Here is a 22,880-nt window from a genome sequence, read left to right as displayed (position 1 = left end):
CGAAGGTGCGATTGCAAGTCACCGATGTGCGATCGCGTCGCGATTCGGCATGCAAACACAGCTCCCGAATAATCTCACCTCAAGCCCGGATTCGCGCGTTCCGATCGCGACGACGCACGCGCAAACGAAAGCGGGGCAGGCGACCAACAAGCCGCGCTGCCCCTTCGGCACTCAGGCCGTCCAGTCGAGAATCACCTTGCCGCTTTCGCCGGACAGCATCGCAGCGAAGCCTTTCTCGTAATCATCGGCCGCAAAGCGATGCGTGATGATCGGCGACAGGTCGAGGCCGCTCTGCAGCATCGCGACCATCTTGTACCAGGTCTCGAACATCTCGCGGCCGTAGATGCCCTTGATCTCGAGCCCCTTGAAGATCACCTGGTTCCAGTCGATCGCCGTCTGCGCGGGCGGGATGCCGAGCAGCGCGACCTTGCCGCCGTGGTTCATCGCCTCGAGCATGCTCGTGAACGCGCTCGGCACGCCCGACATCTCGAGACCGACGTCGAAGCCTTCGGTCATGTGCAGGTCGGCCATCACGTCGCGCAGCGACTCGCGTGCGACGTTGACCGCACGCGTCGCGCCCATCTTGCGCGCGAGTTCCAGCCGGTAGTCGTTGATGTCGGTGATGACGACGTTGCGCGCGCCGACGTGCTTCGCAATCGCGACGGCCATGATGCCGATCGGGCCCGCACCGGTGATCAGCACGTCCTCGCCGACGAGGTTGAACGACAGCGCCGTGTGCGTCGCGTTGCCGAACGGATCGAAGATCGATGCGAGATCGTCGGAGATCTCGGGCGGGATCTTGAACGCGTTGAACGCCGGAATCGCCAGATACTCGGCAAACGCGCCTTCGCGGTTCACGCCGACGCCAACCGTGTTGCGGCACAGGTGCCGGCGCCCCGCGCGACAGTTGCGGCAGAAACCGCACGTGATGTGGCCTTCGCCGGACACGCGATCGCCGATCGCGAAACCGCGCACTTCCTGCCCCATCTCGACGATCTCGCCGACATATTCGTGACCGACGTGCATCGGCACGGGAATCGTCTTCTGCGCCCAGTCGTCCCACTTCCAGATATGGATGTCGGTGCCGCAGATCGCCGTGCGGCGGATCTTGATCAGCACGTCGTTGTGGCCGACTTCGGGACGCTTCACGCGCGTGAGCGTGAGGCCGGGGCCGCGTTCGAGCTTTGCCAGTGCTTTCATGGTCGTGCCTCCGTCAGACGATGCCGAGCGACTTGCCGACGCGCACGAACGCGGCGACCGTCTGGTCGATCTGTTCGGGCGTATGCGCGGCGCTCATCTGCGTGCGAATGCGCGCGCGACCGCGCGGCACGACGGGGAACGAGAAGCCGATCACGTAGACGCCTTCGCCGAGCAGCTTGTCGGCCATGTTCGTCGCGAGCTGCGCGTCGCCGAGCATCACCGGGATGATCGGATGCGCGCCGGGCACGAGCGTGAAGCCCGCTTCCGTCATCTGCTCGCGGAAACGCACGCCGTTCTCGCGCACGCGCTCGCGCAGCTTCGCGCCTTCGTCGCTGCCGAGCAGTTCCAGCACCTTCAGCGATGCCGCGGCAATGCTCGGCGTGAGCGTGTTCGAGAACAGATACGGGCGCGAGCGCTGGCGCAGCAGTTCGACGACCTCGCGGCGCGCGGCGACATAGCCGCCCGATGCACCGCCGAGCGCCTTGCCGAGCGTGCCCGTGATGATGTCGACGCGGCCTTCGACGCCGCAATGCTCGGGCGTGCCGCGACCGTTCGCGCCGATGAAGCCGACCGCGTGCGAATCGTCGACCATCACGAGCGCGCCGTAGCGATCGGCGAGATCGCAGATGCCTTTCAGGTCGGCAATGATGCCGTCCATCGAGAACACGCCGTCGGTCGCGATCAGCTTGTGGCGCGCACCCGCCGCATCGGCTTCCTTGAGCTTCGCCTCGAGGTCGGCCAGGTCGTTGTTCCGGTAGCGAAAGCGCTTCGCCTTGCACAGGCGGATGCCGTCGATGATGCTCGCGTGGTTCAGCTCGTCGCTGATCACCGCGTCGTTCTCGTCGAGCAGCGTCTCGAACAGCCCGCCGTTCGCATCGAAGCAGCTCGAGTAGAGGATGCTGTCCTCGGTGCCGAGAAACGCGGCCAGCGCGCTTTCCAGTTGCTTGTGCACGGTTTGCGTGCCGCAGATGAAGCGCACCGATGCCATGCCGAAGCCGTCCTGGTCGAGGCCGGCCTTCGCCGCGTCGATCAGGCGCGGATCGTTCGCCAGACCCAGATAGTTGTTCGCGCAGAAATTGAGCACGCCGGCACCGCCGGCGAGCCGCACGGCCGCCGCCTGGGGACTCGCGATCTCGCGCTCGGTCTTGTAAAAACCGTCCGCGCGGATCTGGTCGAGCGTCCCGCGCACCTGGGCGAGAAAGGCATCACGCATCGCAAAGCTCCTGACAGGGATTCGCATTCCGCGGCGCGCCGCTCGTGGCGGCGGCGCAGCGGCCTGCTACTGTTATAGTCGGTCGTTCGGTTGACCGCATTTATCCGATATTCCGAACTAGAATTCGAAATACCGAACAACTCTAAGCGAACGGAATCCAAATGGCAAGTTCCTCCGGATCGCGGCGCACGCCTGCCGGCGCCGCATCGCAACCGCCGGCCGTCACGCCGCCGCGTGTCGGCGAGCAGATCCAGCGGCTGCGCAACGAGCGCAAGCTGACGCTCGACGACCTGTCGCGCGCGGCCGGCGTATCGAAATCGATGCTCTCCGAGATCGAACGCGACAAGGCCAACCCGACGATCGCCGTGGCCTGGCGGCTGACGAACGCGCTCGGCATCACGCTCGACGAGCTGTTCTCGCAGCCGAAGGCACCGGAGACGATCCGTGTAGACGGCCCGCACGACATTCCGACGCTTGCCGGCCACGACGGCCGGTACCAGCTGCGTGTATGGGGCCCGATCGACCTCGCCGGCAAGTTCGAGTGGTACGAGCTGACGCTGCCGGGCGGCGGCGCACTCGTATCGAACGCGCACGAACCCGGCACGCGCGAGCACCTCACCGTGCTGCAGGGCGCAATGGAAATCGAAGCCGCGGCGGCCAGCCGGCGCCTGAAGGCCGGCGACACCGCACGCTACCCGGCCGACGAGCCGCATGCGATCCGCAATCCCGGCAAGGCCGAAGCGCGAGCACTGCTGATCGTGATACATCGCTGACGGCGCGTATGGCTGGCCAAAGGGCCAGTTGCGGAAAATACTGTATGTTTGTACAGTATACGGACATTCCGCCATGCATGGGCCGGAGCTGGCGCACCGAGGCGCCCGCTCCGGTCGACAGGAGCCTGCGATGACAGAAGAACAAGATTTGGCCGCGCTCAGCTTCAAGGCTGCCGCGCATGACCTCGAGCTGATCGTTCGCCATATTGCCGGGCGCTACATCCGTCAGCGCGTCCCGCTGACGTGGCGCCTGCTGCACGCGATCGAAGCCGAGGCGCTCGCCGATCTCGGCTTTGCCAGCCGGCACGAGGCCGGCATGCGTCAATTGTTCGAACGGCCGTCGGACATGACGTTTCCCGAAACGGACGATCCGATCGACTTCGGGCGCTCGAATGCGCTGCCCGCCGTCTTTTCGTTCGCGGTGCTCGCATACGAAGCGGCGGCGACGTCGCACGACACGTTGCCTCACGAGCGCGCTCATCGTCCGTCCAAGGCGTGGGGCGACTGACTGCGAACCCGGGCCGCCGCGCATGGCGGCTTGTCCAGCCTCTTGCTGCCCGAGACGTTGCGGAAAGGGCTACCATATACGCAACTAACGGAATAAATAACATGTCCCTTCCCGCATCTCCCGACACGCCTGCACGCCCGGAAGAAAAGGATCTGTTCGACCGCGGCGCATCCGACTGGATCGTGTCGCCCGAAGCCGCATTCGACGCGTGGCTGGCCATGCAGGACTATCGCCGCTCGTCGGCCGATGTCTATCGCGCGCAATGGGGCGCGTTTCTCACGTGGATGCGCGCGCATCAGAAGAATCTGGCAACGGTCGATACGGCCACGATTGCGAACTTCGTCGGCGAGCTGCCGATCCGGAAAACCCAGCGAATGCGCTATCTGCGGCTGATCGAGCGCGTGCTCGACCATATCCGGCGCACCGAGTACGCATCGACCAACCCGGCCCGTTTCATTGCTCAGGATGGCGAAGCGAACTGGCGCAAGGCGCGCGACAACGAGCCGACCGGTTTCCTGACGCCGGCCGAACGCGCGACATTGCTCGCGTATCTGTTTTCGCCGATCGGCGTATCCGGTTCCGCATACTGGAAAGAGCGGCGCGACCGTGCGCTCGTGGCCGCGTTTCTCGGTGCCGGCATTAAAACCGGCGAAGCGCGTGCGCTTACGATTAGTTGCATCAATACCAGCGGAACGTCGCTGCAGATCGAGTCGGCGCACCCGAATCACGCGCGCGAAACCCACCTGGCCTCGTTCGCGATCGCGCTGCTCGACGCATGGCTCACGGAACGCAAGCGCCAGGAAATTCCTGGCGAGCTCGTATTCCCGGCATCCCATGCCGGGCGGCCGATGCACAAGGCGACGATGCTGCGCGCGATCGACGCGATCGTCGAATCGGCCGGGCTCACGTCGTCGCGCACCGCGCGCGCAAGCCCGCAGACGCTGCGCAATACCTACGCGGCCGAACTGTTCGAACACGACGTGCCGCCCGAGCGGGTCGGCAAATGGCTGGGCTTCATGCGGCCGATCTCGTCGAGCCGCCTGCATCGCGCCTGGAAAAACTGGCGCGATGGCCTGGCCGACAGCAACGGTGACGCATCCGACAGCGACGAGACTCACTGATCGCGAAACGGCTGCTCACGCGACACGATCCGTGAGCAGCCTTGCGTGGCGCAGCCTCACCGTTTCGCAGCTCCCGAAAAACCTCACCTCAAGCGTCCCGGATCGTCTCACCTGTGCAGGTGCGGCCGTTCTTCGGGTCAGGTGTGCGCAAAGCGCGCGATGGCTTCGAACCGCGACGGCCACGCGCCCGACGCGTGCTCACATTCCGGGCACGCCACCTCAAAACCCTCTTCACCGTGCGACAGCTCCGGTTCTGCGTCGCAGCGCGGGCAGTGAGCTGGCACCGGAATCTCCTCATCCAGCGAGGTTCCGATCGCTGCAAATGCATCCGCGTCCAGTTGCCCGGCATCGGCCAGGCGCCGGATCAGCGCGGCAATTTCCGGATTCATCCCGCGGCTCGCGCGCAATGAACTCACGTCGCGCGTCGCACGTTCCAGGTCATCGCTCTGGCTGCGCAACTGTTCTTCGAGCCGGTCGGCGCGTGTCTTGGCCGAACTCAGTTGCTGAAGGAAATCGAATTCCTTGCGCTGGACGTCGCGCAAACCGCTCTGGTAGGTCGACGCCATGCTGCGCAGCGAGTCCAGCTCGACCAGCATCGGCTTGACGCGGCGTTCGGCTTCGGCCACCGCATCCTTGATTTGCTGAGCGTAGTGCTCGGTGCGCTGCTGCAATTCGGCTTGAAGCGCATCGATCCGGTCGCGCAGCGTGGCGTTTTGCGCCTGTTCGGCGTCGACACGGCCGGCCGCGGCGGCCAGTTCCTTCTCCAGTCGGGCAACTGTGGTGAGCAACGTCGCTTCACTTGCCGAACCGTGCGTGGTCTGCGACGCGAGCTGAACCTCGAGTTCGGTCACGCGTGCCTGCAGTTGCTCGTTTCGGGCTTCGCCGCGCGCGAGCGCGCTTTCGAGCGTCTCATGGCGGACAGTTGCGTCGCGCAATCGCTGTTCGGCGTCGGCAATGCCGGCGCGAACCTGCTCGCGGTCGCCATCGAGACTGTCGCGCGCCGCTTTCAACGCTTCTTCATAGAGTGAGCCGAGCAGCGCACCGGCCTTTTCCTCGACGGCCTTCGGAATTGCCGCACCGTCGAGCCTGATCTTGGACGCAGAACGGATGCGTTCCCAGAAATGGTCGATGTCTTTCGGGATGTCGCTGGCGCTGCCGGTTTGGGTGAGATCGCGGACGTTGGCGGCCGATGGCCGGATGCCAAGATCGAAGAACAGGCGCTTGCACGCATGCAGTGACAATTCCTGGCGCCGCGCCCCGCTTGCACGCAGCGATTCCAGTTCGTCCCGAATGACTTGGCGCATTTCGTCCAGGGTCATGGCAGAGCTCACAGACATTGAAATGTGGTAATCATAACGAAATACGTATCTATTGATACCTGTTTCGGTTCGACGTTGCGAATTTACGTCGCTTTGCACAGAAATCGGGTCTGTGAGCCTTTCCGGATGAACGTGGTCCAGAATTCCGTGAAACAAAGCGAAGAAAGACAGCCAAGTCTTTGTAATGCAAGCGTTTTCCAGCAGACCCCGAAAATCGACACTTGTTTCACATGACGGACGATCCGATTCCCTGTGGGTGTTCAGGGTTTGGGGTATCTGTGGAAAACTCGTCGGCCGATGGCTTGAGAGTATTAGAAGTAAACACCCTTGAACCCTTAGTTAAAAACGTTAACGCCACGGCACAGCCTTATGTAGCAAGGCTTTCCGGCCGGCAAGGTGAAGTTTTACGGGAGCCAAGGTGATCTTCTGCGGGAGCTGACGTGATTGGGTTCAGGGAGCTGCGTGAGCCGTTGCAGGAAAGGTCGTGAGCGGATTCGGGATCACAGTGAAACACGAGATTTCCCAAAGGTGAGGTTATTCGGGGCCTCACAGCCACAGAACCCGCGCTGTGCCTGACTGCACAGTTTTCTGCCTGTGCAGACATAGGTGAGAATTTGCGGGACCTTCTTCGCGCCCCGATTCTGCCCATCTTTTAGGCAGTTTTGGCGAAAGGTGAGGTTTCACGGGACTCCACGGGAATTTGGTGTGAGGCTTTCCGGGAAGCGAACGCCATTTTGCACAGCAAAAGTGCTTTCCGGGGCCTGTGATGCACTAAAGGTGAGGCTTTTCGGGAGGGAAATCCGGGTTTTCCTGCCCCGATCTCGCTAAGGTGAGCTTTTTCGGGGCATGGATCACAGGCTGTGATCGTGGTCACAGGTGAGCATTTTCGGGAACGGTATTTGCTCTAAAAATGGTCACAGGTGAGGCTTTTCGGGACCTGTGAGCGGCCTGATTCGCCGAAAAGCCCGCCAGGACTGGAAGAAATCTCGTTTTTGCTGTGCCCCTTTTTGGTACAGGTGAGGTTTTTCAGGAGCCTACATACGGTTGTCGTATGAAGGATTTCCGTCGAAAGGTGAGGTTTTTCGGGGGATGTCTACCGGGCACAGCCAAATGCCTTCTGCCTATAAGTATCGGAAGGCATTGGGTTTTTTGATACCGCGGCAGTTACGGTGAGATTTTTCGGGAGCCATTCCCGAGCCCGTTGCTGTGCCGCATTTTTTCAATGAGGTGAGTGTTTTCGGGAGACTCTGGTAGCCAATCCCGCGTGTGCCGGACATTTGGTGGCATCGAGACGAAAGCACACGCTGTGCTCGAGGTGAGTATTTTCGGGACCCGACACGGTTTGTGCGCTGTACAATGCGCGCCCGGGCCGGCAAAGCAGGTCCGATCGGGCCGCGCGGGCCGGTTTCGAAGGCGCGTTTCCGGGTGCCGGATGCGATCCCGATTTCCCGGTGAGCCGCGCCTGTACATGCATACAGCCCGATGTGGCCCGATCGGGGACGCACAGTGAGGTGCGATCGCGACCCTGTGGCGAACTCACAGCGATGCAGTCGCAAAATTACGACAAATTGAAAGGTGAGCCGATACGGGAGCGAGTTTCGCACGTGTCATGCACAGGTGAAATTCTGTGAATCGGCGCATCCCGCGGCACGTCTGGACGAGTCCGGAACGCTGCAATTCCGGACCGGTGAGCGTTTTCGGGAGCGGTTGGGGTGAGTGCCGTTTTGCACGCGCACTTCACCGGCTATGGTGAGCATGTCGTTCTGGACGCACATCACCGCAGGCGCTATCCTTCCGGAAAACTTCTCCTCCGACCCGACGTATGGCCACGACGAAGCGCGCCAAGAAAACCGATGTGGATGTGGTGAGTGCCAGTTCAGCCGAATTGCGCAAGGCCGTCGAGGCGATCGCAATTCAGCCGAAGAGCGGCAAGATCACGCTCCTGACCCGCAAGCTGTTCAATGTCCTGCTGGCCGTTGCGCAGCAGGCCGACGACTCGGGCGATACGTATCGCGCGCTGCTGTCGGACATCGTCGCAAACTCCGCTTTCGATTCGAACGACACCGCACTGGTGAAGGAACACCTGCGCCGCATGGTGTCGGTGCAGGTCGAATGGAGCACGGGGACGTCGAGCCAGAAGCCGGGCCGCAAGTGGGGGATCTCGACGCTGATCGCCGATGCGGAAATTCTCGAGGATCCGACGACCCGCCGCGTGTGGGTCGAATTCTCGTTCGCGCCGAAGATCAAGAAGAAGCTGCTCGACCCGGTCCAGTATGCGCGTCTGAGCCTGCAGTTCCAGAGCCAGTTGCGCAGCAGCGCCGGCCTCGCGCTGTACGAGATCTGTGTGCGCTATCTGACGAACCCGAGCCACCTGACGATGCGCGAGCCGTGGGAGTGGTGGCGGCCGATCCTGTCGGGCACGCCCGACACGGAAGCCGGCGACGAGGCGAAGCGCGAGTACAAGTACTTCAAGCGCGACTACCTGCGTCCCGCAATCGCGGAAGTCAACGCGGTCACCAATATCTTCGTCGAGCTGATCGAGCACCGTGAAGGGCGCCGGGTCGCGGAGATCCAGTTCCGCGTGACCGAGCGCAAGCAGCCGATGCTGGCGCTCGACGAACACCCGAACGTGTTCGACAGCACCTTGGTCGACCGGATGGTGAAACTCGGGATCCCGCTGAAGGAAGCGCAGACGCTCTATGCGGACAGCGAGGAGAACCGGATTCGCGCCGCACTGCAGATGACCGAGCAGCGGATGCGCAGCACGACGCTGCCGCCGGTGCGCAGCGCGCCGGCGCTGTTCAAGGATGCGCTGAAGAAGGGTTATGCGCCGCCGGTCGAGTCGGTCGACGCGCTGCCCGCCGGCACGCCGTCCGCGAAGATTGCAGCGGCGCAGCCGGAAGATCTGAAGGCACGGCTGCTGAGCGAGTTCGCGGCGTTCCGCCGCAAGGAAGCGAAGGTGCTGTACGAGGAGCAGGGCGACGCCGAGCGCGAAGTGGCGCGCGAGTCGTTCGAGTCGGAGGCGCTGCCGACGATGGGCACGCATCTGCGCGACGACTGGCGCAAGCGCGGCCTCGATTCCAAGCTGGCCGAGACGGCCTTTTTCGACTGGCTGGCCCAGAAGACCTGGGGCGAGCCGACGGACGGCGACCTGCTGTCGTTCACGCTGAATCAGTCGCGGGCCGCCTGAGGCCCGCTCAGGCCCGCTGACGGGCCGCCGCCGGCCGCCCGCTCAGCCGGGCGGGCCCGGCGTCCTCATCAGGCCCTGCCGGCCGTTTCCATCATTCCGACAACAGCATCCGCTCGAGTTGCTCGAGGATCGCGTCGCGCTTGTCCTTCGGGAGGCCGCGCAGGCGCAATTCGATGCGGTCTTCGCCATACGACTTCAAGTCGCCGACCGACTTGCCGCCGAGCTTGATCTCGAGACGCTGCGCGTAGCGCTGACGGCCCGCGACCTTCGGCGTCTCCTGCGCAGCGACACGCCCCTTGACGATGTCCGATACCTGGCGCGTGCTGAGATCGTCCGACACGATCTTGTTGATCAGCCGCAGCGTGGCCTCGGTGCCGCGCGCATTGTGATAGCGGCCGACCTGGTACGCCATGTTCGAGCCGAAGCGATCGGGACGCGCGACCATTTCCTGCATGATCGCTTCCGGCAACTTGCCGATCGACAACGCGACGGCCACTGTCGACTCGTCTAGGCCGAGATGCTCGGAGAGTTCCTTCTGGCTCTGGAAATGTTTGTCGTCGAGGAAGCGGCGCCACACGACGGCGTTGTCGAACACCGTCTGCGAATCGCGCTGGACGTTCAGGTCGTAGCCGAGCTTGTAGCTCTGGATGCCGATCGGCACGTCGATCACGATCGCCTTGACCGATTCCTTGTTCGCTTCCTTCAGCGCCCGCACGCGACGGCCGCCGTCGCTGACGAAATACGTGCCCGGATTGTCGTAATCCGGAATCACGTGGATCGCCTGCTGCTGCCCCTGCTTCGCGAGGTTGACCGCGAGTTCGGCAATCGACGACTTCAGATAGAAGTGCCGCGGGTTGAACGGGCTATGCTTGATCGCCTTCAGCGCCAGCTCGATCACCTGCCCCGGGGCATAGCGGTTCTCGAGACGCCACGCGCGATATTGCGTCGATTCGTCGATCGACGGATCGAGCGTGAACTCCGGCGCGGGCGGCGGCGCGATGTCTTTCTTCGCGGATTTGGTCGGTACCGCGGCGGGCGTCTCGGACTTGACGATGCCGTCAATCGCATTGAGCCGGTCGAGTGCCGTGCGCTTCTCGCTCGTCGTGATATCCGGGCGCGCTTGGAATCCTTTTGCAAATTGGGAAGGTTTCATGTGACTCCTTTGTGCGCATAAAGTCAGGGCAGCATGGCGACGATTTCGTCGGCACATGCGCGAATTTCGGCGGCGGCCAGCTTGCCGCCACGATCGTTCATCTGCAGCACGGTCTGACCGAGCGCCATCGCCTGCTTGTACGCTTCCCGGGTCGGGATCTGCGTCTTCAGCAGCGGGAAGCCGAGCTCCTCGAGCGCGCGCTTGAGCTCGCGGGTCAGCATGCGCTTCTCTTCGGTCTTGTTCAGCAGGAATACCGCGCGGAGGTCTTCGTTCATGACCTGCGCCTGCTGGATCAGCTTGACCAGCCCGACGCTCGACCAGTAATCGGCCGGCGACGACGAAGTCGGGATCACGGCAATCGACGCGGCCAGCAGGACAACGCCGGATACCTTCTCGGTGATCGACGGCGGGCAGTCCACGACGATGATGTCGTAGTCGTTGATGAACTTCTTGATCTCGCGATGGATCTGGCCGTCGGCTTCAGCAAGATTGACGACCGGAAACGGGATGCCGGTGTCGCTGTCGCCGGATGCGCTCGACCAGTGAACCAGGGTGTTCTGACGGTCTGCGTCGATGACGAGGATGCGCTTCCCTTTTTCATGGAACGCGGCGCCGAGGTGCATGGCAATCGTGCTTTTGCCGACGCCACCTTTTTGTTGAGTGACTGCAATGATTTCCGCGGCCAATTTTCACTCCTATTTTGGTCGTTGGAATTCTACAGGACGATATTTATATTTCAATGAAATTGTCGTTCGACAACTACGCGTTGGCCATTCGGGCTATCGGTTTATGCGCATAAACGAACCGGCGATGATCGGTGGCGTGGGCGATGCCTGCGGACGTTGACGAGCCACACGACGGATGCGTCATCACGACGCGCATCGTTGGTACGCGCAGTGGGGGCTGGCGAGATCAAAGTGCGCTGCCCTTTCGCGCGACGGTGGTGGGTGGTCGTGCCTGCGCGCGAGTGAGTTTGTGCGCATAAACTCTGCGGCGACCGGGGAGGCAAACCGGGCGGCAGGACTGCGACGCGTTCCCGAGCGCGGGGGTGATCTTGTCCACCTTGGTCAGATATGCAGCGTGGGTGGTGTGTGATTGAGCCTATGGGCAACCGCGTCACGCCATAACGAGCCGCTACGTTTATGCGCATAAACCGCGGTCGATGGGGGCGAGTGCCGAGCGATCTCGTGCCGACCCTGCATCAATTTCGGCAAGCCGGGTTGCCCTGACTCGGCAGCACATCGATGCGACGATCGCTGCGGTGTCGCGGCTGTCGACGCTCGTCGGCGCGATGAATCGGCCGGTACCCTGTCGAGCGATCGCGGGCTTTATGCGCATAAACCAATCGACGTACCACGCTATCGCCTGCGCTCTTTGCCACCCGAAACACCCGTCACGAGACGCAGTCTTGCGAATCCTTATCCTTGCCGCGAGATAGCGGGCGCACGACTTTATGCGCATAAACACATCGGCCCTTTGAAGCACATCCCCGATGCATCGCCTCTCCCGAGACCCGTGGCGCTGGCGGCATCTTCCCGTCAACCAGCGTCGTCAAAGCATCGAATCCGCGCACCGCTACCCCACTGCCGCCCGCGCCAAAACCCCTGATGCAGACTGGCTACAATACAGCCCTCTCCCATCCAGGCCTGAATGATGATCACGATCTACCACAACCCCCGATGCTCGAAGTCGCGCGAGACGCTTGCATTGGTCGAGACGCTGAACACTACCGGCTCACCGGTGAACGTCGTCGAGTACCTGAAGACGCCGCCGACGGTCGACGAACTGGAAGCGCTGCATCGGCAGCTTGGCCGCCCGGTTCGCGACATGCTGCGCGACGGCGAGGAGCCGTACAAGACGCTGGATCTGGCCCGCGCGGATCTGACCGATGCGCAAGCCTACGAGGCGATTGCCGCTCATCCGGTTTTGCTGCAGCGTCCGATCGTCGTCTATCGCGGGAAGGCGGCCATCGGTCGGCCGCCCGAAGCGGTGCAAGCGCTGTTCGAATAATTATTTTCCGGCGTATTTTTCTTATTGCATCAGCCCGGAGACCACACCAGCCATCGAAGCCGGTGCGATCGCCGGGTAGCGCACCACCCACTGCCCGGACGATAGCGGCAACACGGGCTTCTAGCCTTCTCCGGACGACGTGTCGTCAGCGCCCGTTTCCCGCCCCGCCGCCGCTTTCGCGGCCGTTCGCAGCAGCGCGATCTGCCCGCGATAGGCTCTGCAGCCACTGCAGGTCGGCAGGTGCACGCGCACCTGCACGCGTTCATGCAAGGTCAGATGCCGGTCGAGCGCATCCGACAGCAGTCGCGTCACGTCAGTACATTTCCCCGGCAGCATCTTCGGTCGTCAGTCCTTTTTCGCTCAGGCAGGTTCGCAGGCGCGTGCGCGCCCGATACAGCAACACGCTGCAATGATTCGTCGTCAGCGTCAATTCGCTGCAGATGTCCGTGATCTCGACATCGAGGAATTCGCGCATCATGAACACGCGTCCGATCTGTTCCGGAAGGTGATCGAGGCAGACCTGGAACAGCGTCCAGAACTGCTGTTGCTGCAACAGCGTTTCGGGGCGCGGCCACGGCCGCGGCTTCGCATGCGGGGCCCAGTGGCCGTTTTCCTTGAACAGCTCGCGATCCAGCACGGATTCGCCGTCGAGCTCGGCGTCGAGCGCGGACAGGCTCACCGTCCGTTGCCGCGCACGCAGCACGTCGATCAGCTTGTTGCGCAGGATGCCGAACACCCAGGTCTTGTGGGCCGACAGCCCTGCGAAATCGCCCGCGTGCGACCACGCGGCGGTCAGCGCCTCCTGCACGGCGTCTTCGGCCGCGTCGGCATCGCGGAGCTGGAGCCGCGCGAAGCGCAGCAGGTCGCGCCGCAGTTGCGCGAGATAAACGGGGTCGTCGTACGCGGACGGCATGTCTGGGTAGCAGGGTCTCGAGGCGATCGCGCTTGCGCCACAGGGCGGGCGCATCGCGGTGCGAGCAGCTTACTGGGCGCCGTGCCGGCCTGCAACGTATGTTCCGTCACGAATTCACGAAACCGGCCGGCGCGCTGCGCTATGCTTGCCGAAACCCGTATCGCGCGTCGAAGGCGTCGCGCGGCGGGCGGTTTGTAACATCAGAACATAACGGCCGAGTTATCCACAATTTCTGTGGAAAACCTTGTGGAAAGTCGGCCGGACGGCCCCGTGGGGCGGTTCACGGGCTGGCTTGCCTATAAACAGACCTTTGTCGCCTGTTCGGAAACAATCGATCCGATTCTTCACTCACCGGAAGGAGAATGCCATGTCCTATCGTATCGCGGTCGTTGTCGGCAGCTTGCGCCGCGCTTCGTCCAACCGCGCGCTCGCGCACGCGGTGATCTCGCTCGCCCCCGCCGATTTTTCGTTCGAGTTCGTCGAGATCGGCGAACTGCCGCTGTACAGCCAGGACTACGACGCGGATTTCCCGGAAGTCGCGAAGCGCTTCAAGCAGTCGATCGAAGCCGCCGACGCGCTGCTGTTCGTCACGCCCGAGTACAACCGGTCGATGCCGGGCGTGCTGAAGAATGCGCTCGACTGGGGTTCGCGCCCGTGGGGTTCCAACTCGTGGTCGGGCAAGCCGGGCGCGGTGCTCGGCACGTCGCCGGGCGCGACGGGCACCGCGCTCGCCCAGCAGCACCTGCGCAACGTGCTGGCGTACCTCGACGTAAAGACGCTCGGGCAGCCCGAGATGTTCATCAAGCACGATCCGGCGCGCATCGACGCGCAGGGCCAGATCGTCAGCGAGGACACCCGCAAGTTCCTGCAAGGCTTCGTCGATCGCTACGCTGGCTGGGTACGCGTGCTCAAGTCGGCGTGACGACGTCGGCCTGATCGCCGTGGCCGTGCATGCCACGGCCGTTCATTCCGCCGGCGCCGGCCCGCACACCGCGGGTCACGCGCCGGCGTGCCGCGCGTCGCGCGCTTCGCGGATGCCCAGCAGGATCTCGTCGAGCAGTGCGATGTCGAACGGCTTCGACAGCACGCGGACGTTGACGGTGCGCGTGCGGTCGAGCTCCTCCGCGTAACCCGTGACGAGAATCACGGGCAGCTTCCCCGGCCGCTTCTCGACCGCTTCGGCAAGGTCGATGCCGTTCAGGCGGCCCGGCATGTGGATATCCGAAATCACGAGATCGAACGCGTCGTTCGCGGCCGCGCCTTCGATCAGGCGCAACGCGTCGTCGGCGGTGGGCGCATAGGTCACGCGGTGCCCGAGCAGCGAAAGCAGCGCTTCCGTGCCGGCCGCGACTTCGCCGTTGTCCTCGACGAGCAGCACGTGCAGCCCGGCGAGCGCGCTCGTGTCGTGCACGACGGCCTGCGGCCGCGCAACGACGTCCTCGGCACGCGCGCGCGGCAGGTAGAGGCGCACCGACGTGCCGGCGCCGACCGCGCTGTCGATCGTCGCGAGGCCGCCAGAGCGCTCGCAGAACGCGAACACCTGCGGCAGCCCGAGCCCCGTCCCCATTCCCTGCGCCTTCGTCGTGAACAGCGGTTCGAACGCGCGCGCGAGCACGTCGGGCGCCATGCCGGAGCCTGTGTCGTCGAGCGAGATCTGCACGAAATCGCCGGTCAGCGGAAAGCCGTCCTCGCGGCGCAGCGTCACGTTGCGCGCGCCGACCGTGAAGCGGCCGCCGGTTGCCATCGCGTCGCGCGCGTTGACCGCGAGATTGATCACCGCGAGCTCGAGCTCTGCGACGTCGACGCGGATCGGCCAGACGCCGGGCTCGATCGCGACGACCAGCGACGATTTCGAACCGAGCGACGTCTTCAGCAGTTCGCGGCACGTGCCGACCCATTGCCCGACGTCGATCGTCTCGCTGTGCAGCGGCTGCTTGCGCGCGACGCCGAGGAGCTGGCGCGTGAGCGATTGCCCGTTCTTCAGCGCGCGTTCGATCGCGCCGAGTTCCTTGTCGAGATGCTGAACCCCGCGCCGCCGCGCGATCTGCACGTTGCTCGAGATGATCATCAGCAGGTTGTTGAAGTCGTGCGCGACGCTGCCGACGAGGTTGCCGAGCGCCTGCATCTTGCGCGACTGCCGGTACGCCGATTCGATCGAGCGGCGCATCGACGCTTCGGCCTGCCAGCGGTCCCACGCCTCCTCTTCCGCTTTCAGCCGCTTGAGCGACAGCCAGATCACGGACCACAGCGCGATCGACGGCGCGAACATCGAGATGAACAGCACGCTCAGGTGTTCGTACCATTCATGCCAGATCGCCGACGTGCGATACGCACACGTCACGTAGACGGGATAGCTGCCGACCTGGCGGTACGCGACGATCTCGCTGCTCGCGCCGTCGTGGCGCACGCGTACGACACCCGCGCGCGGATCGTTGCGCGCGTCGCCGAACGTGGTTGCGCGATCGGTGTGCGCGAGCGACGGCGGCGGCGGATACGACGCGATCACCGCGCCGTCCGAGCGCGCGAGCGCCATCGTCATCGGGGTGGCCGCGCCGCCGAGCAGGTCGCGGTAGAACGCGTTGAAATACGACGACTTCAGCGCGATCGACACCATCCCGGCGAACGAACCGTCGCTGTGGCGCCGCGCGACGCCCGTGTTGAACACCGGAATGTTCTCGAGCTTGAGCGGCCCCATCATCAGCCGCGAGATGTGTTCGATGACCTTGCCGTCGCGGATGCCGGCGAAGTCGTCGCGGTTCGCGATCGACGCATAGGGCGCCGGATAGTAGAGGCTGTTGGCGAGCAGCATCCCGCTCGCGCCGAAGATCGACACGGCGGCCACCTGCGGATAGCCGCCGCCGATCGTGTTCAGCGCTTCGTGGATGTCGGATTCCCTGTTGCGCACGGTCGCGTCGTCCATGTCCTGGACGAGATCGACGATGCGCGCATCGAGCGTTTCACTCAGGTCGAACACCTTCAGCGCGTGCTCTTCGGCGACCCGCACCGTGCGCATCGTCACGTCGCTCGCGGCGGCCTCGCGCGCCGTCAGGTCGTTGTACGCCATCACCACCACGTAGATGCACGGCAGCACGATCGCCGCGACGAGCAGCACGATCAGCGTGACGCGGCGGACCGCGAAATCATGCTCGGGCGCGCCGGACGCATAGTTGCCGTCGTCCTGCCAGTCGTCGGCGGGAGTGGAGGCGGGATCGCGGGAGTCGGCAGGCCGGTCGGACGTCATCGAAGCAGCGGGCGAGGCAGAGGTGCCTGCCATCATAAACGAGTTGCGACGGCCCGCCGCGCGACCCCGTACGCACACGATCCTGTCGATTCCGACAGGGGGAGATTGTCAGATTGAAAACGCGACGAATCCGGCAGCGCAAACGTACACAAGGAAAAATTTTGCGTACTTATCTCGAAAATGGTCGCGGCTGTTTTCCGAATGCCGCGCGATCGGACCGATTCTGTTCGAAATGGTGAATATGGCGAGTTGCATCGCCTCCGGTTTACTCAGAGAATCGCGCCTTGCTTTCCCTATGACAGATATATGCGCCCGCCGGCATTCACCGCGCGGTGCGTCGCGCGCACCTGCGTCGCGGCGCCCGCGCGCGGCTGCAAGGCGGTTGCCCGCGCCCGAACGCATGGCGCCTCAAGAAGCGCGCCGCGCGGCCGTTAACGCGAGAGAGACCATTCCGTATACCGCATCGCCCCATGCCTTTGCCGATTGTAATTGCCGACGATTCGCTGCTCGCTCGCAAACTTCTGACAAAGGCGTTGCCGGGAGACTGGGACGTTGACGTCGCGTATGCAGCGAATGGTCGCGAGGCCTTGGCGCTCTATCGTGACGGCAAAGCTTCCGTGATGTTTCTGGACCTGACGATGCCCGACATGAGCGGATATCAGGTACTGGAAACACTGCGCCACGAAGATCTGAACACGTTCGTGATCGTGGTATCCGCCGATATCCAGCCGCAGGCGCAAGCACGCGTGCGTGAATTGGGCGCGATCGCATTCGTTGCCAAGCCCGTGACGTCGGAGGCATTGCTGCCCATTCTCAAGGAGTATGGGTTGTATGCCTGAATCGGTGTTCACGGCGGAGCAACGCGACGCGTTGCAGGAGATCGCCAACCTTGCAATGGGCCGCGCCGCCGCGCGGCTTGCGTTGTTGCTCGGGCGCTTCATCGAACTGTCGGTGCCGCGCGTGCGCGTCGTGAAAGCGGCCGACGCGGGCGACGCGCTGCGCGAGATGACGGGCATTCACGACAACGTGACCGCCGTGCGCCAGGGCTTTCGTTCCGACATCAAGGGCGAGGCGATCGTGCTGTGCCGCAGCGCCGGCGTCGCGCGGCTCATGTCGATCGTCGACCGCACGTTCGGCGAAGGCGTGTCCGGCGGGATGGCGACGCCGGACGAACTCGTGTTCGATGTCGCGAACGTGCTGATGGGCGCATGCGTCGCGTCGATCCTCGACGAGCTCGGCCGCAAGCCCGTGTTCTTTCCGCCGGGGCTGCTCGGCGCGAACGTGTCGTTCGACGACGTATTCCAGCCGAACGTGCTCGCGTGGAGCGTCGCGCTGCTGCTCGAGGTGAACTTCGGGCTCGAGGACCACACATTCCGTGCTCACTTCGTGATGCTGATGGCCGAGGATTCGATCCGGCTGATGGGCGACGCGCTCGACGCGTTGCTGTCCGCGCTATGACGGCCGCCGCGCCGTCGCTGAGCGACCTCGTGATCGAGCGGGTGGGCTTCGGCCTGTTCGTGCTCGACCGTTCGATGACCGTGCTGATGTGGAATCGCTTCATGCAGGACCACAGCGGCATCCCGGCCGCCGACGTGATCGGCCGCAACCTGTTCGACTGCTTTCCGGAACTGCCGCGCGCGTGGCTGTCGCGCAAGGTCGAGAGCGTGTTCCAGCTCGGCAGCTTCGCGTTCAGCTCGTGGGAACAGCGGCCCTACCTGTTCCGCTTCGAGCACGACCGGCCGATTACCGGCGGCATCGACTACATGCAGCAGGACTGTACGTTCATGCCGCTCACGCGCAGCCGCGATGTCGAGGCCGTGTGCGTGACGATCTCGGACGTCACGCATGTGAGCGTGATGCAGCGCGAGCGCGAGGAAGCGGTCGCGAAGCTGCGCGAACACGCGAATCGCGACGGCCTGACCGGCATCGCGAACCGGCGTTTCTTCGAAGCGCGGCTCGGCGACGAATTCGCGCGCTGGCAGCGCTACGGCGGCGACATGTCGGTGCTGCTGTTCGACCTCGACCACTTCAAGACGATCAACGACCGCTTCGGGCATGCCGCCGGCGACGCCGTGCTGCGCGAGACGGCGCGCCGCGTCGCGTCGATCGTGCGTGCGCAGGATACGTTCGGCCGTTTCGGCGGCGAGGAATTCGCGCTGCTGCTGCCGTGCACGAATCTCGACGAGGCGATGCTGGTGGCCGACAAGGTGCGCGACGCGATCGGCAGCTTGCCGGTCGATGCGGAAGGCGTCAGCGTGCCGGTGACGGCGAGCGTCGGCGGCGCGTGCGCGAAGACGGGCGCGCCGACCAGCGACGTGCTCGTCAACGAGGCCGACGCCGCGCTCTATCGCGCGAAGCGGCTCGGGCGCGACCGCTCGGTTGCCTACGCGTAGGCGCGCCCGCCCCGCAGCGCGCGAAGCGGCTTCACGCCGCGCGTGCCGCGCTCAGCTTTTCGCGATGCCGGCCAGCACGCCCGCCAGCACGGCCGGCTGCGACATGAACGGCGAATGGCTGCTGTCGAGCTGGTGCACGTGGGTCGGATTGCCGGGCGCGAACACGTCGGCTTCGTCGATGAAGCGCTGCTGCAGCGCGGGCAGGATCACGCGGTCCTGCAGGCACTTGATGTAGTGACGGTCGATCGCGCCCCAGCGCGTGGCGGTCGTCGGGATCGCGGTTGCGAACGGCGCGGCCGGCACGTCGCAGGTCATCAGGTTCGCGACGGCCTCGAAGTCGGCCTGCGGCACGTCGTCGTACAGCGCACGCTTCATCGTCTCGCGATACGCGGCGTCGCCGCTGCGCGGATCGATGCGCAGCGCACCGGCCACGCGCGGGCTCGCGAGCATCAGCGGGCCGAGCATCTCGCCGTTGTTCTCTGGCGCGCGCACGTAGTCGAGGCCCGGCACGCCCGACGCCGGCATGAACGCCGCGAGATAGACGATCTTCGCGATCTTTTCCGGCGCGCGTTCGGCGGCCGCCGTGATCGCGAGACCGCCCATGCTGTGCCCGACCAGCACGACCTTGCCGCGGCCGAGCGCATACGCGTCGTCGACGGCCTGCATCACCTGTGTCGCGTAATCGTCGAGCGTCGTGTTCGCGACCGGCGACGGCTCGGCGCCGAACGCGTCCTTGTCGAGCGGCCGTTCGAGATAAGGCGCGGGAAAGCGGGCGTTGATGCCGTGCGCGGGCAGGTCGCGCGCGATCGACAGGTAGCCGCGCGCGGCCAGCGCGGCCGCGACGTGCGCGTAGCACCACGCGCCATGCCAGGCGCCGTGCACGAGGACGAAGACGGGATGGTCGGACTGCGGGGGGGCGGTTACGGTCGTCTCCATGGCGTTCGTGTTTTTTCCGGAAAGGTGTCATCTTAGACGAACCCGTGCGCATCCAAGCGCGAACGCACTGCGCAACTGTGCGGCGGGCTGCGATCCGTCCCTCTTGTCTCGCGCAGGCCACATTCGTCTGGATCCGATATGCATATGAGCCGAAGCGCGCTAATTTGTTGCTTTACCCGCGATTGCGCCCCATGAACGTCGACTATCTCTTCTATCGGAGGCCGGATAAACCTGGCCCCTATTCGCTCGACGACCTGGGCGAGATCGCGCCGCCGATCGGCCCGGGCGACCTGGTGCGCGCGGGCATCGCGCGCGTGTTCGAGCAGATCGACTGGCAGGAATCGCCCGACGTGCCGGGCGCGTGGTTCGGCACGGGTGGCGCGGTATTTCAGTTCACCGCGGAGCCCGATGGCCGCGTGACGAGCTTCATGGGCTCGCGCCTCGAACGCCGCTCGATGCTGCAGCTCACCCGCGAAATGGGGCTCATCGCGCTCGACCTGCAGCGCGACATCGTTTACGGCTGACGAGCCGCCGGCGCCGTGCGGCGGCTGTTCCCGCCGAGGCCGGCCGCGCGGGCCCGCCAACGGTTCCCGGCGCCCCGCCGGGCGTGGCGCGTGTCCGCCATCGAACTTCAAAGATTGCTATACTTTCGCCCAATTCCGGCTTCCGGCCGGTAATTTGTGCCTGTCTGCGTCGATCGTTCGCATATCTCGCACGCATTTGACACCCTGACCATCCCAGCCGGGCATGGCTTCTTCAATCGCCCCGCGTGGGTGTCTCCGTGGAGCTTGTCTTGGCCGTTTCCAATTCCGTCGTGGACGAACAAGAAACCGACGCCGCTGCCGTCACATCGGGCAGCTCTTTCTATCTTGCGATGCGCATCCTGCCGGCGGTGCAGCGCGACGCGATGTTCCAGGTCTATGCGTTCTGCCGCGCGGTCGACGACATCGCCGACAGCGACCTGCCGCGTGCCGAGCGCAACGCGGGCCTCGATCGCTGGCGCGCGGACATCGACGCGTGCTTCGCGGGTCGCCCGCCGCGCCATCTGGCCGCGCTCGATCGCGAGATCCGCGCGTTCAACCTGCAGCGCGACGACTTCCACGCGATGATCGACGGGATGGCGATGGACGCGGTGGAAGACATCTGCGCGCCCGACGAGCCGACGCTCGACCTCTTTTGCGATCGCGTGGCGAGCGCGGCCGGCCGGCTGTCGGTGAGGATATTCGGGATGCCGGAAGCCGAAGGGATCAAGCTGTCGCACCACCTCGGCCGCGCGCTGCAACTGACGAACATCCTGCGCGACATCGACGACGACGCGGCGATCAACCGCTGCTACCTGCCGCGCGAGCTGCTGGCGCGCGAAGGCATCGCGATCACCGATCCGGCGACGATCGTGCGCGATCCGGCGCTGCCGCGCGTGTGCGCGACGCTCGTCGAGCGCGCGCTCGAGCACTTCCGCCAGGCCGACGCGGTGATGGATACCTGCCCGCGTGCGCAGGTGAAGGCGCCGCGCATCATGTCGGGCGCGTATCGCTGCATTCTCGAAGCCGCGGTCGCACGCGGCTTTGCCGCCCCGCGCGCCCCGCTGCGCAAGCCGAAAGCGCGCATGCTGATGATCGCCGCGCGCTACGCGCTGTTCTGAGCCGACCGAGTCGATGCCCAGAACCGTCCATGTGATCGGTGCCGGACTCGCGGGCCTGTCGGCCGCGGTCGAGCTGCAGCGCCGCGGGCGGCACATCGTGCTGCACGACGCGCACGCGCATGCGGGCGGCCGCTGCCGGTCATGGTTCGACGGGACGCTGAACACGACGCTCGACAGCGGGCTGCACGCGGTCTTCGCAGGGCAAGCGGCCACGCAGCGCTATCTGCGCGCGATCGGCGCGGCCGATCAACTGGTCGGGCCGGCGCTGCCCGAATTTCCGGTCGTCGACGTTGCGTCGCAGCAGCGCTGGACGCTGCGTTTCGGCAACGGGCACTGGCCGTCGTGGCTGTTCGATGCCGCGTCGCGTGCGCCGGGCACGACGCCGCTCGACTACCTCGCGCTCGCCCCGCTCGCATTTGCGCTCACGGGCCGTTCACTCGCACAGACGATGCGATGCGACGGCGTGCTGTGGGATCGTTGGCTGCGGCCGTATTGGCTCGGGGTGCTGAACGTCGAGCCGCGCCATGCGAGTGCCGAACTCGCGCGCGCAGTGATGTGCAGCATGTTTGCCGCGGGCGGCCCCGGTTGCCGTCCGCTCGTCGCGCGCCACGGGCTCGGCAGCGCATTCGTCGAACCGGCGCTGCGCATGCTGCAGCACGGCGGCGCGCAGATCCGGCTGAACTCGCGGCTCGACGCGTTCGAGTTCGGCGCGCACGGCAATGCGGTCGACGCGGTCGCGATCGGCGGCGAGCGCATCGATCTCGCGCCGGGCGACGCGGTCGTGCTGGCCGTGCCGCCCGAGGTCGCGTTGCCGCTCGTACCCGAACTCACCGCGCCGGATACATTCAGCGCGGTCGTGACCGCGTATTTCGCGGTCGAGCCGCCGGCCGGCAGCCCGCTGCAGACGACCGTCGTCAACGGCGTCGTCGATGCGGTGCGCGCCGGCGGCGGCCAGCTCGCGGCGACGATCCGCGACGCGGGCCGCTGGCTCGACATGCCGCGCGACACGCTCGCGCGGCGGATCTGGGAAGACGTCGCGCGCGTGACCGGCGCGAACCCGGAAACCATCCCCGCGTGGCAGCTCGTCGTCGAGCCGCGCGCGGGCTTTGCGGCAGTGCCGTCGCAGGAAATGAAACGTCCGGCCGTGCGTACGCGCTGGACCAATCTTGTGCTGGCGGGCGACTGGATTGCCACCGGCTTGCCCGCCACGATCGAGGGCGCGATCCGTTCCGGCCAGCTGGCCGCGGACGTGCTCCAGACACAATAAA

Annotated in this window: 21 protein-coding genes; 12 read left to right on the top strand and 9 right to left on the bottom strand. The window is 65.0% G+C overall.

Annotated elements, in window-relative coordinates; translation table 11 throughout:
• Nucleotides 1–171: 171 nt before the first annotated feature.
• Together tdh and LXM88_RS29995 are read right to left on the bottom strand one after the other, a co-directional pair.
• Entirely contained in the window at nucleotides 172–1,200 is a 1,029-nt protein-coding gene (tdh, locus tag LXM88_RS30000; RefSeq protein WP_047902093.1) for an L-threonine 3-dehydrogenase, read from the bottom strand.
• Nucleotides 1,201–1,213: 13 nt separating this feature from the next.
• A complete protein-coding gene (locus LXM88_RS29995; RefSeq protein WP_262542975.1) occupies nucleotides 1,214–2,413 on the bottom strand; it encodes a glycine C-acetyltransferase in 1,200 nt (399 codons plus the stop codon).
• A 161-nt stretch (nucleotides 2,414–2,574) separates the two neighbouring features.
• Between LXM88_RS29995 and LXM88_RS29990 the strand changes: the two genes are divergently transcribed.
• The 3 genes from LXM88_RS29990 (at nucleotide 2,575) to LXM88_RS29980 (ending at nucleotide 4,815) form a co-directional block, all read left to right on the top strand.
• Entirely contained in the window at nucleotides 2,575–3,186 is a 612-nt protein-coding gene (locus LXM88_RS29990) for a helix-turn-helix domain-containing protein (protein WP_262542973.1), read from the top strand.
• Nucleotides 3,187–3,316: 130 nt separating this feature from the next.
• Complete coding sequence (locus LXM88_RS29985) at nucleotides 3,317–3,694, top strand: DUF2471 domain-containing protein (protein ID WP_262542972.1); 378 nt, start codon at nucleotides 3,317–3,319, stop codon at nucleotides 3,692–3,694.
• A 101-nt stretch (nucleotides 3,695–3,795) separates the two neighbouring features.
• Nucleotides 3,796–4,815, top strand: coding sequence for a tyrosine-type recombinase/integrase (locus LXM88_RS29980; protein ID WP_262542970.1), 1,020 nt, complete (start codon nucleotides 3,796–3,798; stop codon nucleotides 4,813–4,815).
• A 137-nt stretch (nucleotides 4,816–4,952) separates the two neighbouring features.
• Here the strand turns inward: LXM88_RS29980 and LXM88_RS29975 are convergent, their stop codons facing one another.
• Entirely contained in the window at nucleotides 4,953–6,134 is a 1,182-nt protein-coding gene (locus tag LXM88_RS29975; protein WP_262542968.1) for a DNA-binding protein, read from the bottom strand.
• 1,822 nt (nucleotides 6,135–7,956) lie between these two features.
• Here LXM88_RS29975 and LXM88_RS29970 point away from each other — a divergent pair.
• Complete coding sequence (locus LXM88_RS29970; protein WP_262542966.1) at nucleotides 7,957–9,324, top strand: replication initiation protein; 1,368 nt, start codon at nucleotides 7,957–7,959, stop codon at nucleotides 9,322–9,324.
• Nucleotides 9,325–9,415: 91 nt separating this feature from the next.
• Here the strand turns inward: LXM88_RS29970 and LXM88_RS29965 are convergent, their stop codons facing one another.
• Entirely contained in the window at nucleotides 9,416–10,477 is a 1,062-nt protein-coding gene (locus LXM88_RS29965; RefSeq protein WP_262542964.1) for a ParB/RepB/Spo0J family partition protein, read from the bottom strand.
• A 23-nt stretch (nucleotides 10,478–10,500) separates the two neighbouring features.
• A complete protein-coding gene (gene parA, locus LXM88_RS29960; protein ID WP_034181507.1) occupies nucleotides 10,501–11,163 on the bottom strand; it encodes a ParA family partition ATPase in 663 nt (220 codons plus the stop codon).
• A 967-nt stretch (nucleotides 11,164–12,130) separates the two neighbouring features.
• On the opposite strand from parA, the gene arsC reads away from it, so the two are divergent.
• On the top strand, nucleotides 12,131–12,487 hold the full coding sequence (gene arsC, locus LXM88_RS29955) for an arsenate reductase (glutaredoxin) (RefSeq protein WP_262546983.1): 357 nt from the start codon (nucleotides 12,131–12,133) through the stop codon (nucleotides 12,485–12,487).
• A gap of 120 nt (nucleotides 12,488–12,607) precedes the next feature.
• Here the strand turns inward: arsC and LXM88_RS29950 are convergent, their stop codons facing one another.
• Both LXM88_RS29950 and LXM88_RS29945 read right to left on the bottom strand, forming a co-directional pair.
• Entirely contained in the window at nucleotides 12,608–12,823 is a 216-nt protein-coding gene (locus tag LXM88_RS29950; RefSeq protein ID WP_262542963.1) for a zf-HC2 domain-containing protein, read from the bottom strand.
• Complete coding sequence (locus LXM88_RS29945; protein WP_262542962.1) at nucleotides 12,801–13,400, bottom strand: RNA polymerase factor sigma-70; 600 nt, start codon at nucleotides 13,398–13,400, stop codon at nucleotides 12,801–12,803. Before LXM88_RS29945 ends, LXM88_RS29950 begins: the two co-directional genes overlap by 23 nt.
• A 367-nt stretch (nucleotides 13,401–13,767) precedes the next feature.
• On the opposite strand from LXM88_RS29945, the gene LXM88_RS29940 reads away from it, so the two are divergent.
• Nucleotides 13,768–14,322, top strand: coding sequence for an NADPH-dependent FMN reductase (locus LXM88_RS29940; protein WP_262542961.1), 555 nt, complete (start codon nucleotides 13,768–13,770; stop codon nucleotides 14,320–14,322).
• 75 nt (nucleotides 14,323–14,397) lie between these two features.
• Here LXM88_RS29940 and LXM88_RS29935 read toward each other — a convergent pair whose 3' ends face one another.
• Nucleotides 14,398–16,641 carry a hybrid sensor histidine kinase/response regulator gene (locus tag LXM88_RS29935; protein WP_262542960.1) on the bottom strand — a complete coding sequence of 748 codons (2,244 nt, stop codon included), beginning with the start codon at nucleotides 16,639–16,641 and terminating at the stop codon, nucleotides 14,398–14,400.
• A gap of 470 nt (nucleotides 16,642–17,111) precedes the next feature.
• On the opposite strand from LXM88_RS29935, the gene LXM88_RS29930 reads away from it, so the two are divergent.
• From LXM88_RS29930 to LXM88_RS29920, 3 genes are read left to right on the top strand one after another with little or no spacing between them, the layout of a single operon-like run.
• Entirely contained in the window at nucleotides 17,112–17,480 is a 369-nt protein-coding gene (locus tag LXM88_RS29930) for a response regulator (protein ID WP_011548759.1), read from the top strand.
• Nucleotides 17,473–18,099, top strand: a complete 627-nt coding sequence (locus LXM88_RS29925) for a chemotaxis protein CheC (protein WP_047902105.1) — start codon at nucleotides 17,473–17,475, stop codon at nucleotides 18,097–18,099. Before LXM88_RS29930 ends, LXM88_RS29925 begins: the two co-directional genes overlap by 8 nt.
• Entirely contained in the window at nucleotides 18,096–19,034 is a 939-nt protein-coding gene (locus tag LXM88_RS29920) for a GGDEF domain-containing protein (protein ID WP_262542949.1), read from the top strand. Before LXM88_RS29925 ends, LXM88_RS29920 begins: the two co-directional genes overlap by 4 nt.
• Nucleotides 19,035–19,085: 51 nt before the next feature.
• Here the strand turns inward: LXM88_RS29920 and LXM88_RS29915 are convergent, their stop codons facing one another.
• Nucleotides 19,086–19,970, bottom strand: a complete 885-nt coding sequence (locus tag LXM88_RS29915; protein WP_262542948.1) for an alpha/beta fold hydrolase — start codon at nucleotides 19,968–19,970, stop codon at nucleotides 19,086–19,088.
• 191 nt (nucleotides 19,971–20,161) lie between these two features.
• Between LXM88_RS29915 and LXM88_RS29910 the strand changes: the two genes are divergently transcribed.
• From LXM88_RS29910 to hpnE, 3 genes are all read left to right on the top strand, one after another.
• Nucleotides 20,162–20,494 (top strand): hypothetical protein, encoded by a 333-nt coding sequence (locus tag LXM88_RS29910; protein WP_262542947.1) that lies wholly within the window; start codon nucleotides 20,162–20,164, stop codon nucleotides 20,492–20,494.
• Between the two features lie 269 nt (nucleotides 20,495–20,763).
• Nucleotides 20,764–21,612 carry a presqualene diphosphate synthase HpnD gene (gene hpnD / locus LXM88_RS29905; RefSeq protein WP_262542946.1) on the top strand — a complete coding sequence of 283 codons (849 nt, stop codon included), beginning with the start codon at nucleotides 20,764–20,766 and terminating at the stop codon, nucleotides 21,610–21,612.
• Between the two features lie 13 nt (nucleotides 21,613–21,625).
• On the top strand, nucleotides 21,626–22,879 hold the full coding sequence (gene hpnE, locus LXM88_RS29900) for a hydroxysqualene dehydroxylase HpnE (RefSeq protein WP_262542945.1): 1,254 nt from the start codon (nucleotides 21,626–21,628) through the stop codon (nucleotides 22,877–22,879).
• Nucleotide 22,880 lies beyond the last annotated feature (1 nt).

The sequence above is a fragment of the Burkholderia sp. S-53 genome (assembly GCF_025560745.1).
Taxonomy (GTDB): Bacteria; Pseudomonadota; Gammaproteobacteria; order Burkholderiales; family Burkholderiaceae; genus Burkholderia; species Burkholderia pyrrocinia.
The sequence above is the reverse complement of the archived record's forward strand: the minus strand, read 5'-3'. Positions and strand labels throughout refer to the sequence as shown.

Coding starts and splice junctions, on each gene's coding strand:
- LXM88_RS29990 (WP_262542973.1), top strand. CDS start 2,575: ATGGCAAGTTCCTCCGGATCGCGGCGCACGCCTGCCGGCGCCGCATCG.
- arsC (WP_262546983.1), top strand. CDS start 12,131: ATGATCACGATCTACCACAACCCCCGATGCTCGAAGTCGCGCGAGACG.
- LXM88_RS29970 (WP_262542966.1), top strand. CDS start 7,957: ATGGCCACGACGAAGCGCGCCAAGAAAACCGATGTGGATGTGGTGAGT.
- LXM88_RS29925 (WP_047902105.1), top strand. CDS start 17,473: ATGCCTGAATCGGTGTTCACGGCGGAGCAACGCGACGCGTTGCAGGAG.
- LXM88_RS29910 (WP_262542947.1), top strand. CDS start 20,162: ATGAACGTCGACTATCTCTTCTATCGGAGGCCGGATAAACCTGGCCCC.
- tdh (WP_047902093.1), bottom strand. CDS start 1,200: ATGAAAGCACTGGCAAAGCTCGAACGCGGCCCCGGCCTCACGCTCACG.
- LXM88_RS29940 (WP_262542961.1), top strand. CDS start 13,768: ATGTCCTATCGTATCGCGGTCGTTGTCGGCAGCTTGCGCCGCGCTTCG.
- LXM88_RS29920 (WP_262542949.1), top strand. CDS start 18,096: ATGACGGCCGCCGCGCCGTCGCTGAGCGACCTCGTGATCGAGCGGGTG.
- LXM88_RS29950 (WP_262542963.1), bottom strand. CDS start 12,823: ATGCTGCCGGGGAAATGTACTGACGTGACGCGACTGCTGTCGGATGCG.
- LXM88_RS29985 (WP_262542972.1), top strand. CDS start 3,317: ATGACAGAAGAACAAGATTTGGCCGCGCTCAGCTTCAAGGCTGCCGCG.
- LXM88_RS29965 (WP_262542964.1), bottom strand. CDS start 10,477: ATGAAACCTTCCCAATTTGCAAAAGGATTCCAAGCGCGCCCGGATATC.
- LXM88_RS29945 (WP_262542962.1), bottom strand. CDS start 13,400: ATGCCGTCCGCGTACGACGACCCCGTTTATCTCGCGCAACTGCGGCGC.
- LXM88_RS29930 (WP_011548759.1), top strand. CDS start 17,112: ATGCCTTTGCCGATTGTAATTGCCGACGATTCGCTGCTCGCTCGCAAA.
- hpnE (WP_262542945.1), top strand. CDS start 21,626: ATGCCCAGAACCGTCCATGTGATCGGTGCCGGACTCGCGGGCCTGTCG.
- LXM88_RS29975 (WP_262542968.1), bottom strand. CDS start 6,134: ATGACCCTGGACGAAATGCGCCAAGTCATTCGGGACGAACTGGAATCG.
- LXM88_RS29980 (WP_262542970.1), top strand. CDS start 3,796: ATGTCCCTTCCCGCATCTCCCGACACGCCTGCACGCCCGGAAGAAAAG.
- LXM88_RS29995 (WP_262542975.1), bottom strand. CDS start 2,413: ATGCGTGATGCCTTTCTCGCCCAGGTGCGCGGGACGCTCGACCAGATC.
- LXM88_RS29935 (WP_262542960.1), bottom strand. CDS start 16,641: ATGACGTCCGACCGGCCTGCCGACTCCCGCGATCCCGCCTCCACTCCC.
- LXM88_RS29915 (WP_262542948.1), bottom strand. CDS start 19,970: ATGGAGACGACCGTAACCGCCCCCCCGCAGTCCGACCATCCCGTCTTC.